This window comes from Aquimarina macrocephali, from assembly GCF_051627225.1.
GTDB classification, from domain to species: domain Bacteria; phylum Bacteroidota; class Bacteroidia; order Flavobacteriales; family Flavobacteriaceae; genus Aquimarina; species Aquimarina macrocephali.
The window spans coordinates 4,743,342-4,762,995 of sequence record NZ_CP151795.1 but is presented as its reverse complement, the minus strand read 5'-3'; the positions used below and the strand labels follow the sequence as shown (position 1 = coordinate 4,762,995).

At 31.9% G+C, this 19,654-nt stretch carries 16 protein-coding genes and 1 pseudogene; 4 read left to right on the top strand and 13 right to left on the bottom strand.

The features are described from left to right. Positions 1-21: 21 nt before the first annotated feature. Positions 22-450 (bottom strand): hypothetical protein, encoded by a 429-nt coding sequence (locus tag AAFU52_RS21120; protein WP_024770029.1) that lies wholly within the window; start codon positions 448-450, stop codon positions 22-24. 146 nt (positions 451-596) lie between these two features. Between AAFU52_RS21120 and AAFU52_RS21115 the strand changes: the two genes are divergently transcribed. Next, positions 597-1,178: a tRNA-(ms[2]io[6]A)-hydroxylase gene (locus tag AAFU52_RS21115; RefSeq protein ID WP_438423459.1), complete on the top strand. Its 582-nt coding sequence runs from the start codon at positions 597-599 to the stop codon at positions 1,176-1,178. Between the two features lie 137 nt (positions 1,179-1,315). Here AAFU52_RS21115 and AAFU52_RS21110 read toward each other — a convergent pair whose 3' ends face one another. Next, complete coding sequence (locus AAFU52_RS21110) at positions 1,316-3,403, bottom strand: M12 family metallo-peptidase (RefSeq protein ID WP_438423458.1); 2,088 nt, start codon at positions 3,401-3,403, stop codon at positions 1,316-1,318. 799 nt (positions 3,404-4,202) lie between these two features. On the opposite strand from AAFU52_RS21110, the pseudogene miaE reads away from it, so the two are divergent. After that, positions 4,203-4,462 (top strand): annotated as a pseudogene (gene miaE, locus AAFU52_RS21105) (tRNA isopentenyl-2-thiomethyl-A-37 hydroxylase MiaE); the annotation flags it as partial. A 146-nt stretch (positions 4,463-4,608) separates the two neighbouring features. Here miaE and AAFU52_RS21100 read toward each other — a convergent pair. The 3 genes from AAFU52_RS21100 to AAFU52_RS21090 form a co-directional block, all read right to left on the bottom strand. Beyond that, entirely contained in the window at positions 4,609-5,340 is a 732-nt protein-coding gene (locus tag AAFU52_RS21100) for a DUF6733 family protein (RefSeq protein WP_024769344.1), read from the bottom strand. A 30-nt stretch (positions 5,341-5,370) separates the two neighbouring features. Then, a complete protein-coding gene (locus tag AAFU52_RS21095; RefSeq protein WP_438423457.1) occupies positions 5,371-6,162 on the bottom strand; it encodes an enoyl-CoA hydratase in 792 nt (263 codons plus the stop codon). 129 nt (positions 6,163-6,291) lie between these two features. Further along, positions 6,292-9,315 carry an amino acid adenylation domain-containing protein gene (locus AAFU52_RS21090; protein WP_438423456.1) on the bottom strand — a complete coding sequence of 1,008 codons (3,024 nt, stop codon included), beginning with the start codon at positions 9,313-9,315 and terminating at the stop codon, positions 6,292-6,294. A gap of 364 nt (positions 9,316-9,679) precedes the next feature. Here AAFU52_RS21090 and AAFU52_RS21085 point away from each other — a divergent pair, with 364 nt between their 5' ends. After that, a complete protein-coding gene (locus AAFU52_RS21085; RefSeq protein WP_438423455.1) occupies positions 9,680-10,333 on the top strand; it encodes a Crp/Fnr family transcriptional regulator in 654 nt (217 codons plus the stop codon). 18 nt (positions 10,334-10,351) lie between these two features. On the opposite strand, the gene AAFU52_RS21080 is transcribed toward AAFU52_RS21085, so the two are convergent. From AAFU52_RS21080 to AAFU52_RS21065, 4 genes are all read right to left on the bottom strand, one after another. Continuing rightward, positions 10,352-10,912 (bottom strand): porin family protein, encoded by a 561-nt coding sequence (locus tag AAFU52_RS21080; RefSeq protein WP_024769340.1) that lies wholly within the window; start codon positions 10,910-10,912, stop codon positions 10,352-10,354. A gap of 120 nt (positions 10,913-11,032) precedes the next feature. Beyond that, positions 11,033-11,932, bottom strand: coding sequence for a Ppx/GppA phosphatase family protein (locus tag AAFU52_RS21075; protein WP_438423454.1), 900 nt, complete (start codon positions 11,930-11,932; stop codon positions 11,033-11,035). A gap of 5 nt (positions 11,933-11,937) precedes the next feature. Continuing rightward, entirely contained in the window at positions 11,938-14,043 is a 2,106-nt protein-coding gene (gene ppk1, locus AAFU52_RS21070; RefSeq protein ID WP_438423453.1) for a polyphosphate kinase 1, read from the bottom strand. After that, positions 14,043-14,528 carry a SixA phosphatase family protein gene (locus AAFU52_RS21065; RefSeq protein WP_438423452.1) on the bottom strand — a complete coding sequence of 162 codons (486 nt, stop codon included), beginning with the start codon at positions 14,526-14,528 and terminating at the stop codon, positions 14,043-14,045. The genes ppk1 and AAFU52_RS21065 overlap by 1 nt, the downstream gene beginning before the upstream one ends. Positions 14,529-14,915: 387 nt before the next feature. On the opposite strand from AAFU52_RS21065, the gene AAFU52_RS21060 reads away from it, so the two are divergent. After that, a complete protein-coding gene (locus tag AAFU52_RS21060; protein WP_438423451.1) occupies positions 14,916-17,117 on the top strand; it encodes an OmpA family protein in 2,202 nt (733 codons plus the stop codon). Between the two features lie 6 nt (positions 17,118-17,123). On the opposite strand, the gene pdxH is transcribed toward AAFU52_RS21060, so the two are convergent. The 4 genes from pdxH to AAFU52_RS21040 all read right to left on the bottom strand — a co-directional run bounded on the left by pdxH (position 17,124) and on the right by AAFU52_RS21040 (position 19,652). Further along, positions 17,124-17,768, bottom strand: a complete 645-nt coding sequence (gene pdxH / locus AAFU52_RS21055) for a pyridoxamine 5'-phosphate oxidase (RefSeq protein WP_438423450.1) — start codon at positions 17,766-17,768, stop codon at positions 17,124-17,126. Positions 17,769-17,842: 74 nt separating this feature from the next. Further along, entirely contained in the window at positions 17,843-18,748 is a 906-nt protein-coding gene (locus AAFU52_RS21050) for a ribonuclease Z (RefSeq protein ID WP_024769334.1), read from the bottom strand. 62 nt (positions 18,749-18,810) lie between these two features. Further along, positions 18,811-19,269 carry a thioredoxin family protein gene (locus AAFU52_RS21045; RefSeq protein WP_438423449.1) on the bottom strand — a complete coding sequence of 153 codons (459 nt, stop codon included), beginning with the start codon at positions 19,267-19,269 and terminating at the stop codon, positions 18,811-18,813. A gap of 50 nt (positions 19,270-19,319) precedes the next feature. Next, positions 19,320-19,652, bottom strand: a complete 333-nt coding sequence (locus tag AAFU52_RS21040) for a hypothetical protein (protein WP_024769332.1) — start codon at positions 19,650-19,652, stop codon at positions 19,320-19,322. Positions 19,653-19,654: the final 2 nt, after the last annotated feature.

The following is a 19,654-nucleotide window of genomic DNA, read 5'->3' as shown; positions in this document are numbered from 1 at the left end:
ATCAAATTATTATAGTTTTCCTTAATACTCATAAAGTATCTGATCGTCTGAGTTCTTTATATTAAGCAATACTCTGTTACCATCTACTTTTAGCCCAAGAATATTAAATGATATTTCTTTAGTAATAAATGCATTACATAATTCTTCATTTTTTAGAGACAATCTTAAATTTCTTTGTGGCGGGTTGGTTTCCAAAATTTCTTCAGAATCAATAAGTTTCAACTCCCAACTATCCCCGCTGCATCCACTGGAACCAAAACTGATTTTCAAACAATTTTCATTTATTTTCAAACTGTTTATCGTCAAATCATGATTTGGTTCATCAATATATTGTTTTGAACTAATTACGGTTAATTGATCGCAACTACTTGGGTTATTATTATCATCATCACTACTACAAGCTAAGAATCCTAATACTACAATTAGACCAACCAGGCTACTTTTATTCATAATATGTATTTTTAATAAGATGAATAAAAATCTTTAAGGTTGCTTCGAACAAGTAAAAATGAAAAAATTAATATTTTCTTTCGAATCTTAGTTCTATAATGAGTTACTTCATAAATTTGTAATTATTATAAAAAACTACCGGAACCATGTTAGGCTTAAAACTTCCCACAGACCCAAGATGGGTAAATATTGTAGAAAAAAATATTGAAGAGATTCTTACAGATCATGCATACTGCGAACAAAAAGCTACTTCTACAGCAATATCACTTATTGTGAGTTTTCCTGAATACACAGAATTAGTGCAAGAGATGATAAAACTGGTAAAAGAAGAAATGAGTCATTTTAAAATGGTTCATGATAAAATTCTTGAACGGGGTTGGATTCTGGGTAGAGATCGAAAAGATGACTACGTGATTCAATTGATAACTTTTTTCCCAAAAGGAGGAAGTAGAACAACCCAGCTTGTACATCGCTTATTATATGCAGCTTTGATTGAAGCTAGAAGTTGTGAGCGTTTTAAATTACTTTCTGAAGAATTAGAAGATCCAGAACTAGCTGAGTTTTATAGAAGCCTAATGGTAAGTGAAGCTAATCATTATACTATGTTTTTAAATTTTGCTCGCCAATATGGAAATCGAAAAGAAGTTGACAAAAAATGGCAAGAGTTACTAATTTTTGAAGCAGAAATAATGAAATCCCTAGGGAATAAAGAGACAATTCACGGGTAATAAGGTTAGCTAATTTAGTTATATCCAAATGATTGATAATCGTAAGGATAAAAACCATACTCAAATAATAAAAAAAGAGACTGCCTTTTTAGACAGTCTCTTTATAAATAGGGTCAAATTTTATTATTATTTAAAAATTATTCTACAAAAACCTTTTGAGTAAGTGTTCTACTACTAGTAGTAACTTGCACAAAATAGATACCAGTAGATAACTTACTAATATCTAATGTTTTTCTCACTACATTTCCTCCCGGAGGTGTTTTAAGATCTATCATCTCTAATGTTCTTCCGTTTATATCCTTGATACTGATTTGAGAAGAAGCGGATTTCACATTATTAATTTCCAGATTTAAAATATTTTTTGCTGGATTAGGGAATGCTTTAAATTGTAATCCTCCTGCTGGTCCATCTCCTTTGAAAGCAGAAAATGCTCCACCACAAGAACCTAAGTTATTCCATCCATTAGGAGTATATTCATACAGAGATCCGTTATAGGTTACACGGTCACCAAAAGAATATTGAACATTAGGAGAATATGGTGCCACTCCCGCACAAGGGTCAGTTGTTGTAGTACAAGGCCCTAAGTTATTCCATCCATTAGGAGTATATTCATACAGAGACCCGTTATAGGTTACACGGTCACCAAAAGAATATTGAACATTAGGAGAATATGGTGCTACACCATCACAGTTACCACCACCACTACTACAATTTCCTGAAGAGTTATAGGTTGTTTGGCCACAAGCAATTGTAAAGTTATCTACTACATCTCCCGAAGCTTTTTTGGCTTGCCATGCACTTCCTATAGTAGTATTTGCATTATACGAGCCTCCTGCATTGGCAGATCCCTGTAAAGAATTGTTCTGGAAATACTCTAAAGTACAATCTGTATTATTGGTAAATGTAACAGATACTGCATCTCCTGTATTACATCCGGTACCACCACAAGTCTGTATACAACTCGATCTCGAAATATGATTACGGATCACATTAGCAGGTTGAGAGCCGAACCCTAGGCTAAAATCCACACCAACACTAGTTTGTGGACAATAGCTCATAATAGTTCCTCCTCCAGCTGGGTTTCCTGGCAGCGAGCAATTTCCTTCTACACGACCAGCACAACCATCTATTGCGGTATTATTACCATTCCATACACATGCATGCGTATGCCGTGATCCTACAAGATGTCCTGTTTCATGAGATACTAAAAATACATCAAAAGAATAAGTAGGCACATTACTAAAACTACCTTTAATACCAGAAACTGCATAGTTCTTAGAACCACACAAATCTGCGATAGACGCAGCTAATCCTCCATTATATGAATAATTAACCAGATGTGCTAAATCTGCTCCATTAAGACCATTATTTCTCCTATATCTACCATAGCTATCAAGATTAGAATTCTGAAATGGTTCATTAGAACTCCAAGCTTTGGTACCAGATAATTTGAGCGTTATCTGATCATTGGCATACAGGGCAGCCACCTGATTAAATAAAGTTTCCATATAATTAGTAGCCTGTTGTTCTCCTCCTTTATCCCTAACAATATCTGCGGCTATATCGAAGAACATTTTTACACACTTTGCTGCTGATTTACTCTGTGGATTATAAGACAATTCTTCAAGAGTGTATCCTTTTTCCATATTGTCCTCTACATGGCAAGAAAAATCATTTATATAACTAAGTTCCTTGTCCTTATAGATAATATGGTTCTTGCTATTACTTAAAGCACCCAATACTATACTCCCTTGACCATTCGGGCTAATAAAACCAGATACATTATCTTTATAAAAACTAAGAGCTACTAGAGAATTAGACTGTCCGTTTACCACACCTCTATAATGTGCTATACCAGAAGAAGGCAATACCTTATTCGAAGTACCTAAAGCTGAAAAATCGTCTGTTTTAATATTCACTTTTACAAGATCAACTGACATTGCTGATTTCTGCCCTGGAATACTTAAATTCATAGTATTTGGGTAACTCCCTTGCAAAGATTTCATCTTGTTTTGATCTAATGAAAACAACACATAATCATGAAGTCCTTTAGGAAGTTTTAGGTTATTTTTTTGTTTATCTATTATTTTGAAAAGTTGAATTTTTTCAAAATCAGAACCAGATTTTTTTTGTTGAGATACTAGATCACTAGCCTTTTGTGGTTGAGTTTGCGCAAAGCTCATTATTGTAAAAAGAGCAATTGCGATTGTTAATATACGTTTCATTTTTTTGATTTTAAGATTTGAATATTTAATTGATAATGGCTGACCCCAAACCATTAACTCTAAAAATTTTATATTAATTAGTTCTAATAAAACTATAAAGTTGACGTACTACATTAATGTGTTAAATTCTAAAATAACACACTAATTATTTAACATAAGTAGAGTTTATCTAAATTAGAAGCTTCATTTTCTATTTACTCATTTTGATAAGAGATCAAAAAAGTAATAACAAATGATGCTACACATTAAAACTTTTAAGAGTTTTAATAGTAATTTGTATTGGTTGAAAAATTTAGTTTAAATGCAAAAGAAGTGATCGTAGAATTATTGAAGAATAATTTACGAAACTATTTATATCTCACTGTTAGAAAAATCATATCCAATAATAGTAATTGAATGAATGAGCTCTCAGATTGAGGTAATTTTGCACTGATTATTGGGAAATAACTAAATAGCAGTTATTCTAACAGTGAATACTGCTAAAAGCCTTGTGGATTGTAATAGTAACATTTTTGTCAAGTTTGTTTAGTTAAAGTTGCTGCTAAATTGATAAAAAAAATAAGTATAATCAATTAACACATGTCCCAAAACATGTAATAAGACATCTTAATTCATGTTTTAAGTCAACACAAATAACTTAAAATCAAATCACTAACTTTTTTTAGCATCATTCAAGCCAAAGACTTCGTAAGACCTGTTTTAGAGCTCTCTTTGGCTTGATTTTTTCTACTAATTTGCTACTTCGCTTACCTTTACTATGTTCAAAATATTTATCTCTAAATTTTAATATTTTGAAACATATCGCTTATTATATGCTGCTTTGATTGAAGCTAGAAGTTGTGAGCGTTTTAAATTACTTTCTGAAGAATTAGAAGATCCAGAATTAGCTGATTTTTATAGAAGCCTGATGGTAAGTGAAGCTAATCATTATACCATGTTTATAAATTTTGCTCGCCAATATGGAAATCGCAAAGAAGTTGACAAAAATGGCAAGAGTTGCTAATTTTTGAAGCAGAAATAATGAAATATCGAGGGAATAAAGAGGCAATTCACGGATAAGAAAAATGGATGAAAATAGAATAAAGCTATCTCTCGATAGCTTTATTCATTACATCACAAGTAAAGATAATATAACAATCTGAACTGTGAAAACGGATTTTTAACCATTATCACATAAATTGATATATGGATTAACACTTATCCTCTTAAAATGGTATAAAAGCAGATACTTTATAAAATTCGTCTGATGCACCTACATCTGTAACCAAGTTAGCACCTGCAGAAAATCTAAATGCCATACCACTATCAAGTTTTAGTTTTACAGAACCTCCTAAATAACGATATACCTGTATATTTTTATTAACATCATCATTTTCCAGATTCATAAAGGCTAATTCTTCAAAAAACCCTCCTAGTACTAAACGATCACTTACATTAATTCCGGGTGCTGCCCAAAAAAGGAGTAAATCCCTTGTAGAAATATCTTCTTTATCTCTTAATGATTTATAATAAGCAAAGTAAGCTTCTATATCAAAAATAGAATCATGGTAAGCCACAAAAGTATTGGGTATTACGGCCTCTCCTATCTTAGTCCCAGCAACATCTGAAAAGAATTTTCCATGACCAAAACCTATACCAGGATTAAGAAATAGATTTCCGTCCATTAGTTTAAATCCTAATCCAATACCTGTTTCTAATAATTGATCACTACCAGATTGCAGGTTTCCAAAGGAAGGGTTTGTCCAGAACATACTATAAAAAGTGATGTCAAAATTTTTATTCGTTTCAAAACCTCCTAAAAATAAGGTCGAAAACCCTGCAACACTATTTTGGATCACTTTTACAGCTAATGTTGCTTTTTTCTTTTTTTCTTCTTGTCCCTGTATTGTTGAATACTGAAAACTTATTGCAATTAATAATATTATGAATTTTTTCATGATTTAGTTTCTTTAATATATGTTTAATGATTAGTGAGCTTGAATGGTCTGTTTTTTATTAGGTATAGAAAAATCAGGTTTTCTTTTTTCTACAAAAGCCTGCATACCTTCTTTTTGATGTTCTGTAGCGAATAGTGCGTGAAAGACTCTTCTTTCGTAGAGTACCCCTTCGCGAAGACTTAACTCCATAGCTCTATCTATAGTTTCTCTGGCAACCATAGCTGTTGTCTTACTATAAGAAGCAATAATTGCTGCTGCTTCTACAGATTCCTCTAGTAAGGTTTCTACTGGTATTATGCGAGACACCAGACCTGATCGTTCTGCTTCTTCTGCATTCATTAAACGTCCGGTAAGAATCAAATCCATAGCTTTTGTTTTTCCTACCATTTTTGTTAAGCGTTGGGTCCCACCAATTCCTGGAATCACTCCCAGTTTTATTTCTGGTTGACCAAATTTTGCTGTATTAGATGCGTAGATGATATCACACATCATAGCTAATTCACATCCCCCACCTAAGGCATACCCAGATACAGCTGCTATTTTAGGGGTTCTAATTGCTGTAAAAGCTTCCCAGGCAGCAAAATAATTTTCATGAAACATATCCATATAGGATTTATTTTCCATTTCTTTTATATCTGCTCCTGCGGCAAACGCTTTTTTAGATCCTGTGATTACAAAACACCCCACACTTGGGTCTTTATCTAATTTCTGCATAACAGAAACCATTTCCAGCATCAATGCACTATTTAGTGCATTTAATGCTTTTGGGCGATTTAAGGTTATAATCACTACCCGTTTTCTTTGTTCGATTTTTATATTCATAGTTTTAATTTTTACATAGCATCTCCTATAGACTGTCTATTTTTTTTTAGACGTCTGTATTAAAATTGTTAGTTTCTGCTATATGTTGTTGTATAAAAAAGTTGAGTTTGTGTTAGTACGTATTTAAGTTTAAGAATCCCAAATTGCGCCATATGCAGGTATTCCTCTACTTTCCATTCCGTAGACTACTTTCCAGGTAAGTTTTTTATTAGAAATACATATTACTGCTTCTGCATCAAAATCTTTATATGCTTTGTATGCGAGTTTCACCATATCGGGTTTTCCATGGGCATCTGTATCCCATATGATAGCTTCTGGTTGTGATTCGAGAATTTCTTCTACCAATTCATCTCCATATGTTTTTCTTGGGTTTCGTGTTGCCCATATTAAACGAGCGGGAGTTTCTTGAGAAAAAAGGTGAGGTAAACAGGGGCCAATACCACTACCTGTGGCTACCCAAATGACTTTTTTAAATAGCTTATCAACATTTCCTACTCCTGCAGTAGTGATTCCTTTAACCCACAAGTGTTTTGGCATATCATCAATGAGATCACCTGTCCAATCCCCTGCTCTGGAGATGGTTAATCGAAATCCTTCTCTACCAGGCTCTGGTACATTTGCAAAAGAATGCCACTCCATTAAAGGATCTCTACTAATTGCTGTAGAGGAACCGGCAAAAGGAGTTTCTCCATAATTGAATCTTGCAAGAATAACATGATTTGATGGTCTTGTAATATCTACTTCTACTTTTTTTAATCTTAGCCATGGTAATACTATACTGGTCGTTATTAATGCTAATACCCAAAAACTAAAAGAATTGAATAAATTACTTAAAAAGGGTTGTTCTGAACCATTATCACTTAATATAAGTATCGTTTGTATCCAAAATAGCACTAGTGCTGTCCATCCACCAAATCGATGAGTTTTTTCGAAACTATTATGAAATTTTGCTCTTAATTTTGGTAGAGCCATAATAATCATAAAAACCAAAATCCCTGTAAGCATAGTGGTTACCCATAACAACATAATATCCTTAGAAGTTTCATTTTGGGGATTAAAGAAATCATAATACAAGGATCCCATAAACACTATAAACCAAAGGGTTCCGCTTATAGTTCCTCCTATGTGGATTCCTCCAAAATGATATATTTTCCCGGCTCTTCTTCTTATTGACAAAGGCCAACTGGTAGGAATACTGGTAGCTACCCAAAACAGGAAATTAATAATATATTGTTGCCTGATAAGGATTCCTATTGTAAAATTAATTAGTGTAATCTTCGATATAATATCTAAGCGCATTTCTTGCTGAGACCACCAATTCCCTTCTGTTATCCCATAAATCATAACTCCAATATTTGCTATTAAAAGCAATGCAAATAAGCGATAATAGTGCATTAGCTTTTCTCCTTTCCATATCCTGCTAAATGATTTTTTCTGAGGAGGTAGTTCTACCATTTCTAAATTAGGAATTTCTTCATTCCTCATAGGTTTTTGATCAATTTTTATGTTTGTTGCTTTTTCTTTTTCTTGTTCTTGTTTTAGAGGGATCAGATTCATTAATTCTTTTTTATCGATTTTACCACGGTCTGTCATTGGAAGTTCTGGCATAGGGACCACTATTGCCGGAACACAGTAATATGGTAGTACTTCTTCTACTTGTTTTTTAACCTTTTCCTGGTCAATATCCTCTGGACTTACAAAGGATATTAATGTTCTATTATCTATTTTTAAGGTTGCTGCTCTTTTACTATCTGGCATTTTTTCTATAATAGAGGATACAGAATCTAATTCTACTCTAAAGCCACATATTTTTACCTGATCATCGGTTCTTCCTAAATGTTCTAATTCACCATCCAAAGTCCATCTTCCTAAGTCTCGTGTTCTAAACATTTTTTTACCTTGACCAAGAAATGGGTCATCCACATATCTTTCATTTGTTAATTCTTGATTATTGATATATCCATGAGTTACACAAAGACCTCCAGCCCACATTTCTCCTGCTTCACCTATACCACAAGGTTTTAAGTTTTCATCTAAAACATATACTGTATTATTAGGCGTAGGTTTTCCTATGGTAAGTAATTCATCTGTTGGAAAAAACCGCTTTACAGTATTGATAATTGTAATTTCGGTGGGTCCACAAGAATTATGAAAGGCACAAAATGAAGACCAGTTTTCTGCCAAAATCCTTGGGCAAGGTTCTCCTGCAACTATGGCCACACGAACATTCTGACAACGTGTAACATCCAAGGAACTAAGAATCGTTGGTGTAGAAATCACCACATCTACCTCACTTACCGTTTCTTGAATATTTTTCCCCCGTATAACCAAAGTAGCTCCATTTGCCAGACTCCCCAAAATTTCCCATACAGACATATCAAAAGCAATACTTAAAATTTGCCCTACTTTTAGCCCGGGTCTCATTCCCAAATTACCAGGTGATGTGAGGAGTATATTACACGTATTTCCATGGCTAACCTGTACTCCGTTGGGTTCTCCGGTTGTTCCTGATGTAAAAATTATATAGCAAATATCATTTTCAGTAACAGGTATATGTGGTAATGTTATTTGCTCACTGCTATTTGCATTAGATTTTAAAAAATCATCTATTACGATAAGCTTACGACCATCTACTACTGGTACTAAATCTTTAAATTCTGATAAAGTGAGTATTAAATTTATACTTGCAGATTTGATAACATACCTTAACTGCTCATCTTTGGCTAATCCAATATGTTGGGGAACATAAGCTCCTCCTGCTTTTAAGATGGCTAATATCCCAACTAACATTGGTATTGATCGTTGAACGAACAACCCAACATTATCGCCTTTTTGAACTCCATTTTTTATAAGTTCTAAAGCCAGTAAATTTGCTTGATAGTCTAATTCTTTATATGTAATTATTTTATCTAAATGACTAGCAGCAATGGCATTAGGACTTACCTTGGCATGGGCTTCAAATGCATGATGTATGCATCTATATGGAATTCTGGTTATTGGTCCCTGACCAAATCTTTGAAAAAGATATTGATCTGGTAATGATAAATTTGCTATTGTAGATTTTATAAAAGTATCGCCTGGTACTATGGGTATATACCCAAAAGTGTCACGTACTTCTGCTTCAGAAGTAGCATGAGAAACTGTAGTTTCCATAACAAAAATACCTTTCTAGTTTAATCTACTAAATGAAATTATCTGATATAGTCTTCTAGGAATACTATTTTTATAGAGATGATGTATACCTCTACACGTTGAGTTTGTGCGCTTCATGAGTTTGTGCAAATTAAGAGTTAATATTTGTTGCACCGAAATTAGAAACGCATCGAAATTATTGATATAAAAATTCTAACATTTAATCATTTTTATTTTAGTTATGATGGATATGATATTACATTTTTAGCGTAAAAAGAATGCGTATAACTCACAATAAAAAACTTAATTATCTGTTAACAATTCAATTTTTTAACATTTACTTAATGAAAGTCAGAAAATAATTCAATTTGTAAAAATAACCCCTATGTGCTTTGAATTATTAAACATTCTAGTAAAAAACGATCAATACAATTGTAACATTTATTATCAAAATGAGGTTATAAAAAGTACAGGGGCATGCTCTAAAAAGATCTATCTTATTAAGAATGGAGTTATGAAAATTGGTTGTTTTACTGACCAAGGAGAAGAGGTAGTTCTTATTATATTGACAAAAAACCAAGTTTTTGGGGCAAGTTCAATTTTTATAGATTTTTGTTCATATTGTATTTATGAATCTCTTAGTGAAGAAACAAAAGTGTATGAATTTGATAAAAACATCATACAAAAGGCTATAAAAAAAAATCCAGATCTTTATAAAGACTTTTTATCAATACTAGGTAAGGAATATCAGGAGTATGAAAATAGAATAAAAACACTTCAAATTCAATCCGCAGAATTACGGTTAATAAAAGTACTTTTTGAATTTAAAGAGAAATTTGGATGTCCTTACAATTCGGAAAAAATTATTATACATTCTCCCCTTAACCAAAATGAGCTATCAAACTATATCAGGGTTTCCAGGGTGACGACCAACAAAATCATTAATAAACTGAATAGTAATCTTTTGCTAGAATATAGCAACAAAAGTATTATTATAAAGAAGTCCTTCTTTGATAATTATAAGCAATACAATACATAGTGTGTTTTATCCTATATATTATATTTTGTAACCAAAAGAAAGTTGAATATTCCTATTACTTCCCTTTGCTCCTCCAGGAATATCTTCATCATCTATAACATTAGACACACCAAAACCATATCGTAAATCAGCAAAGAAATTCTCTGTAATACGTACACCAATACCTGCAACAGCAGATAGATTAAATGTATTAAAATTTGTTTCGACTGTTGAGTTATCTTCCCATTCCCATATCTTAAGTCCTACCTGAGGGCCGATATGAACATTAAACAATTCTGAAAAATTATATTTAAGTAATATTGGTAATTGAAGATAGTCTATTCTTAGGGATTCATCATCATTACCCAAAGAAGAGTACTGAAACTCTGGCTGAATACTCCATTTTTGGTTAATAGGGACTTCTGCTAAGAAACCTGCTATTATACCAAATCTGCTATCTTTAAGATTTTCAGGAATATCATCAGAACTAATAGAACTTAGATTGGCTCCAAGTCTTACTCCATATGTAATCTCCTGAGATTGAGATTTTAAAGCAACAAATATTAATAAAATCACAGTGAATAGTACTGTTTTTTTCATAGTACAAGATATTAGATTACGGTTCAATTTAACGCAAAATAATGGATTTTTATTGACTTTTCGGGGCTCTATGAAGATTATTACTCTTTAAAAATCGATAAAATGTACTACTTATGAATTTCACCGATTATTTAGTTTTTCATTATACAATGATTTTATAATTCCGTCAGATAGACCAATTTTTGGAACAAAGATTTCTCTGGAACTGCTCCATTTCATCGCCGAAAGATATATTCGAGTTGCTGGAGTAATCACATCTGCTCTATCCTGGTTTAAATTAAGTTGCCATATTCTTTCTTCATAAGTTAAAGAATTAAGCAATTTATAATAAGAACTTAGATATAAAAAAGATAGTGGTTTTCCCATTCTTTTGCCACTATTTTTAAAGATATTATTAATATTTCCTCCAGATCCAATTAATGAAACTTTACCATAGCCTCTAGTACTTTCTTTAATCCAATCTTCTACATCTTTCCAAACTTTATCAGAAACCAAATTATTAAGAAGTCTTACAGTTCCTAATTTAAAAGATCGGGATATAATAGTATTTCCATTATGGTATAATGTAAATTCTGTACTACCTCCTCCTACATCTACGTATAAATATGTTGCATCTGTATTTATCAATTCGTGTAGATCTGTCATGGCAATTATAGCAGCTTCATCTTTACCATCTATAATATCTATTTGAATACCTGTTTTCTCTTTTATAAGGCGTGCTACTTCTTCTCCATTCTCAGCTTCGCGCATAGCAGATGTTGCACAGGCTTTATATCTAATCACTTTATGCGTTTTCATCAATAATTGATATGCCTGCATGGCATCTATCATTCTAGTAATATTTTCCAAAGAAACACGTCCGGACTTAAAAACATCTTCTCCTAATCGGATTGGTACCCTAACGAGGCTTGTTTTTTTAAATCTAGTAGTTTTTCCTTTCTCTTCGTGAATACTACTTATTAATAATCGTACCGCATTGGAACCTATATCGATGGCTCCATATTTTTCTATAGTTAACAAAATAATTAATTTCCAAGTTTTTTTAAATAATAGTCGTATGTTGCCTTTTGTGATCTTACTTTCTCATTATCGTTTTTAATGTACACATTATCTTGCTCTTTAGAAAGTCTTCTGGCTTTAACATTATCTTTCCAGCAAATATCAAAAGTATCCATTAATTCTAATTTGATATCTTCATCATAGATAGGGCAAGAAACCTCTACTCTTCTATCTAAATTACGAGTCATCCAATCTGCTGATGATATGTACACTTTGGGATCTCCACCATTTTGAAATATGTACAATCGAGTATGTTCTAAAAATTTATCTATTACACTTATTGCTCTTATATTTTCACTCATTCCCGCGATACCAGGTATCAAACAACAAATACCTCTAATAATTAGATCTATTTTCACTCCTGCTCTACTGGCTTCATATAGCTTATCTATCATATCATAATCACTCAAGCTATTTAATTTCAGTTTAATTCCTGCTGGTTTACCTTCTTTTACATTTCTAATCTCTTTTTCTATTAATTTCACCAGAGATGATCTTGTATAATGCGGAGAAACTAACAAGTGCTTGTAGCGGTTTATTTTATAATTTATTTCAAAGAATTTAAAAACTCTATTCGTTTCTTTTAAAATAGATTCATTGGTGGTAAATAAGGTATAATCGGTATAGATTTTTGCTGTAGATTCATTAAAATTACCTGTACTTATAAAACCATACCTTTTAAGTTTTCCTTTTTCCTCTCGTTCAATTATACATGCTTTACAGTGTACTTTAAGCCCAGTAACTCCAAAAATCAAATGTATTCCTTCTCTTTGCATTTGCTCTGCATAACGAATATTTGCGGCTTCATCAAAACGAGCTTGTAATTCTATTTGTACAGTAACGCTTTTACCATTTTTGGCTGCATTTATGAGAGAGCTGGCAATGTGAGATATATTTGCCAATCTATATATAGTAATTTTAATACTTTTTACTTTTGGATCAATTGCAGATTCTCGTAAAAATTTTACCGTATATGAAAAAGTATGGTAAGGTGTGTATTGCAGGAAATCTTTTTTAGCAATCTTATTTAATAAGCTTCCTTGTAAAACAAGACCTGGTATCGCTAAGGGTTTAATTGGTTGATATACCAAATTGGCATCACCCAAGTCCGGAAAATTCATATAATCTCTACGATTATGGTACCTTCCTCCCGGAATAATACTATCGGTATTATCAACTCCCATTTTTTCCATTAAAAAATCAAGGGTATCTCTTTCTATCGTTTCATCATAGACAAATCGAACTGGTTCTCCGTCACGACGAGACCTCACACTACTTGATATTTTTTGAATAAAACTTTTACTTAGATCATTATCAAAATCCAACTGTGCATCACGTGTAATTTTAATCATATGAGCTGATGCCCGTACATAATCAAAAATACTAAAGTTAATATGCATACAATATCGGATCAAATCATCAAGAATGATAATAAATTGTCTTCCGTCTTTTTCGGGAAGTACAACAAATCGATCTGTATTTTTTGGTATCTCGATCAGTGCATATATTTTTTCTTTGGTCGTTTGTTGTAATATTTTGGAGATTCGTCCTTCTTTAGGAATTTTATCCTTAAGAACGAGTTTTACTGCTAAATAAGCTACACTATCTTTTAAATGTGGAAACTTTTCTAGGTCATTAAGTATATAGGTAACTAAAGCAGGGCTAACTTTACTTACAAAATAATTGCGAATAAAAGCATCTTGATCCGGTGTAACTTGATTTTCATCTATAATAAAAATATTATGATTTTCAAGTTCATATTTAATGTTATCAATAGTTTTAAGGCTTTCTGCCTGTTGCTTGATAACTATATTTGTAATCTTTTCTAATAACTCGTTTGCTGTGGTGCCTTTAAGTACATTCTTTCCATCTTTTCCTGCTTGATCAATTCGTTTAATGGTAGCATATCTTACTTTAAAAAACTCATCCAGATTATTAGAAAATATCCCTATAAAACGTAACCTTTCTAACAATGGAACTGTATCATCTGCTGCTTCTTGTAATACTCTTGCATTAAATTGAAGCCAACTTAATTCCCTATTAACATATTGATTTTTAATGTTTTCTGTCATTATCGCAAAGATTTAGGAAAAATCGTTAATAAGTTTTTTCCTACAGAAATATTTTGCCATGTATCTACTTCAAATTCTATAGCAACTACTCCCGCTGTCGGTAAATTATCTATATGTTGATCTCCATAAAGATTAGCGATTGAAGTAAAAGCATGATTATGCCCAAATATCATTAAAGTATTAATATCGTCCTGGCAATTTTTTATCACATCAATAACTTGACTTCCTTCAAAATCATAAAGATTTGGTTCTAAAGAAAATATGCTTTCAGAAACATCTAAATGGCTTACGATAATTTCTGCAGTACTATACGCTCTTTTGGCTGGGCTACATAAAATTTTATCAATCGGTTTTACCAATGTTTTCAGATGTTCACCTACCAATTCAGCATCTCTTATACCTCTACTATTAAGAGGTCTTTTATCGTCTGACACATCAAACTCCCAAGAAGATTTTGCGTGTCTTATTATATATAAAGTTTTCATGAATCTGATACTATTTTAGCAAAAATGAAGTTATTTAATACAAGTTTAAGGATTCGTTTTTACAAATCTTAATATAAGAATATAAAAAATCAAATTTTATATAATTAGAGGTAAGATCAATTTTCATATTTATGCCACTTATACATATCAAATAATTAATGTAAAAATAATATGTAAAACGGCTAAAATAATGAAAATGAACATAATAAACACCTGATTTTAATCGATAAAAATGGTATTTACATCGAAAACATGTTTTTTTTCGTATAAAATTAAATGTTAAAATATAAATTTACATACGGTTTTCCCTTAAATCAGAATGTTTCCCCCAAACATTATGAGCACAAATTTATCATAATATCAGTAGGGTAATAAAAAACAAGAAAGGTGGAAAAAGTGATTACTATAAAAAGAGATCTTAAATGGTTTCAGAATATGTACCTGCTTATATTCATATGCTGTATTGGTTCTACAATTGCATATGGGCAAGTAGAGGTACCCCTTAAGAAGCGTACAGAATTAACTCTTAAAGGGGATTTCAAGTTTGTATCCAATACTGTTCTGGGGAAAGTTAGTAATGATGACGGGTCTGGTGTATTTGACCCTAATGAGAGCTATAATGATGGTGGATTAAACAATCTATTTAAGATGGGCTTTATCGATATTGATAATGATCCAACTACTTTTAATTCCAGTAGTGCAGATTTGGATATTGATTCTAACTGTAATGCTATTAAACATGTTGGTTTATATTGGACTGCTGCTTATGCAGATGAAAATAGACAACATGATATTACTTCTATAAAAATAAAATACCCTGGCCAAAAGTCGTATTCGACTATTAATGGTGGTCAAATAATCCATGATTATTATAATGATAGTGAATCTTTGTTCAAACAATACTCTTGCTATAAAGATATTACTACAGATATTTTAAAGTTAGAAAACCCCTTAGGGACATATACTGTTGCAAATATTCCTGCTACTACTACTGCGGTAAATGATGATGAAACTTTAGGTAATGGCCTTGCCGGTGGATGGACAATGGTTGTTATTTATGAAGATGACACCAAACCCAGAAAAAGATTTTATGTATACGATGGTTTTGTAAATATTGATTCTAAAGCAAAACCTGTAGCCTTTTCTTTTAACAATTTTCAAACTATTCCTAATGGAGCAGTTCACGGAAAAATAGGTGTAATTGCTTATGAAGGAGACAAAGGAATTATTGGAGATCGTTTTCAGGCAATGTCTAATGAGACTAATAAATATAAAAGTCTTGCAGATGGCATTAACCCTATGAATAACTTCTTCAATGCTAATATTACTGAAAATGGTAAAAATGTAAAATCCAGAGTGCCAGCAAGTCAAAATACATTAGGGTATGATGCTGATTTATTTGATATAAAAAACGTAAGAAATAGAATTATAGGTAATAATCAAACGGAAGCCAAATTTAGATTATCAACTAATAATGATGGATATTCTGTTATGGCAGTTGCGTTTAGTGTAGAAATATATGAACCTGCAATCCACATTGTAAAAAGATCAAAATATACAGCAAACGATCAATATATTCATCCAAATGATGTTTTAGCCCCAAAACAAGAAATAACGTATCATCTTACAGTATATAATGATGGTAATGATGATGCGAAGAATACAATAATTAAAGATGTTCTGCCAAAAAATGTAATATTTTCTGAAAAGACCATGATTTTACCTACCAAAAGAATAAAGGTAAAATACGATAAAGCATCTCGAACATTAAATTTCATTGTACCAAATAAAATGGTAAAAACAGATAGTGAGCCATTTAAAATTAGCTATAATGTGATTGTAGATACCGAATGTGAATCAATTAATACAATTGATGATATTCTTGTAGTGGATCAACCGGTTATGGCCGAGTTTAATGGTACACTAAATGAAACTATAAAATACTCTAAAGGGTACAACCATATTAACTCTTGCGAATTACCAGATTACTACCAATTTAAATTGGCTATAGACATTAGTGAATTAAACTGTCCTAATGCCAGTCGTCTTGTTTCTATTCCTAAAAAGAAAATGAATAGCCAATTTGCAGCGGTAATACCAGGAGAGATGGACGAAGTAACCAAATCTAATAATACAAAAAGCGGAGGTCTTGCCTCGGGAGATATCGTACAATCTAGCGGTGCACCAGAATCACCTTTACAATCAGAGATGAAATTGACCAAAACAATCAATGATCTGATAAATCTAAATGAAATTTATTTTGATTTTGATAAATGGGATATCACCGAAAAAGCAGAAATGGAGCTTGATAAAGTGGTAGAAATTATGAATAATGATTATCCTAATATGGTAATCAAAATAGAAACACATTCTGACAGTCGTGGTGGAGAAAATTACAATCTAACTCTTTCACAAAAAAGAGCAGAATCCATTTATAATTACTTATTAAGTAAAAATATTTCTAAAAACAGAATCCTCTCCTATGTTGGATTTGGAGAAACCAGACCTGTTAATAATTGTAAAGATGGAGAAGACTGTTCTGAAGATCAATACCAAAAGAACAGACGTTCTAGTTTTGTAATTATGTAATCTTTTTTATGGAGATAACCTTTCTATCTCCCAATTCTTTTTTTGATTAGAAAAACGAATGCGGTCATGTAATCGATTAGCTCTACCTTGCCAAAACTCAAACTCGATAGGCATTATACAATACCCTCCCCAAGATTTAGGCATAGGTATTTCTTTATCTTTATATTCTTTTTCTAAAGATTGTAATCGGTTTTCTAATGTTTCTCTTGATTTGATTACTTCGCTTTGATCCGATGCTAAAGCTCCTAATTGACTCCCTCTTGGGCGAGATAAAAAATAACGAGCACTCTCTTCTTCTTCTACCTTTTGCGCAATACCTTTAACAATAACCTGTCGCTCCAAATTAGGCCAAAAGAAAGAAATACACACTTTATTATTAGTAGTTATAGCTTTTCCCTTTTCTGAAGAATAATTAGTGTAAAACACAAAACCATTTTCGTCAAAATGTTTTAACAATACTATTCTTGCTTTTGGAAATCCATCTAACCCTGTAGTCGTAATTGTCATTGCATTAGTCTCATCAACTCCCCCCGATTCTTCTACTTCTGCAAACCAATCAGAAAAAAGTTTAAATGGGGAATCCGGAAGATTCTCTTCTTCTAAAAAACTTTTTTCATATGACTTTCTATATGCTGTAAGATCTCTATTCATTATCTCAAATTATTATGCAATTTACCTATTTTTAAAATACAGAAAACAATAATAAACAGATAATTTTTATCACATCAATACTCAAACACTTTACCATCATCAGCTATTTCTACATCATCAAAAACAGTCTGCGCTTCTTCTCTAAAAAGCTCAATGTTTTCATACCTGGTCGAATAATGACCCAGAATCAAGGATCCAACATTTGCTTTTTTGGCAATAGTAGCCGCTTCAATAGCCGAACTGTGCCCAGTTTTTGCACACAAATGTTTATGACTTTCTAAAAAGGTAGATTCATGGTATAATACAGTAACATCCTTAATTAAAGGAATTTTCTCTTCGTTATACTTGGTATCGCTACAAAATGCATAACTCTTAACAGGTTTAGGAGGATCGGTAAGCTCTTCATTAGAAATCACAGTACCGTTATCCAAAACAACATCTTTACCTTTTTTTATCGCACGATAATACACTTTATCAATATCATAATCAGATACCTTATCAATCAGTAACGTTCGATCTCCAGGTTTTTCCTGAAATAAAAACCCATTACAATATACCCTATGTTGTAAGGGTATTGTACGTACTACTACTTTTTCATCTTCAAAAACAATTTCTGATTCTGTATTGGTAAGTTCATGAAAGTGCAAAGGATAATCTGTCCACGAATTAGAAAGCTTTAATTGTAATGTGATAGCCTCTTTTATTCCCTTTGGACCATGGATGTGTAATGGTATATCCCTGCTAAGTAATCTAAACGTAGATACTAATCCAATCAATCCGAAAAAATGATCTCCATGAAGATGTGAAATAAAAATATGTTTTATTCTTGAAAACTTGATTTTATTTCGTCGTAATTCTACCTGGGTTCCTTCTCCACAATCAATCAAAAAGATATGATTGTTCATTTCTAAGACCTGAGAAGTTGGATTTGTAAATGTTCGGGGAGTTGCAGAATAGCAACCTAAAATCGTAAGTTTCAAAATTATTTTTCCTATTTATTAAACAGGTTGTGAATATAATCTAATCTTATTTATAAATCAATCTAACGACCAAAAGAATCAAACGATGTTAATAATGATATATATCCTTTTGCATCAAGATTTCTTCTATAGCCTGTTACCCCTAATACGTTTCCTTCCTTATCCAGAACTAAAATAACAGGAAAAACCCATTTTCTGTTATATTTTTGGGCAAGCACTTTATTTTTCTTTTGCTGAACCAAAGAAAGTTTATTTTTTTTACGCTTAGGAAAATCAGCTTTTACCCAAACAAATTTTTGATCAGCAAATTCCATAAACTCTTCATTAGAAAAAACTTTTCTTTCTAATCTAATACAAGGAGGACACCAATCTGATCCGGTAAAAAATAATACAATATTTTGGTCTTTTTCTTTTGCTAATGATTTTGCTTCATCAAAATCATATTTCCAGTCCTGACCGATAACGACGTGACTAAAAAACACAAAAAAAAGTATACTTACAAATGGGGCAAATCTGTTCATAAGATTTCAGACGAAAAGCAAAACAAATAATTACAAAAAAGTTGAATTTTTTAAAAACCCAGATCTCTCTCTATTTCTTCCATTTCAACCAAATCATATGCTTCCTGTAATGTAGGAACAATTGTAATTTCGCCTAGGACCTCATCATAGGATATCTTGCTTGTAACAATCACGAATGAATGCTTAGCAGCCTTATGCAAGTTAGAAATCCTTAAAAACTCATTGATATCATCTACTGAGATTTGTTCTAGTGAAAACAAGTTAACAATTATATTATCATTTTCCAGGGAAGTATACTTGTCTTCAAGGCCTTTAACAAATTCTATAATTGTAGTTTTTTCCTGTGTAATTATAGTTGTAGAACCTTCTTTATTAAAAATCATAA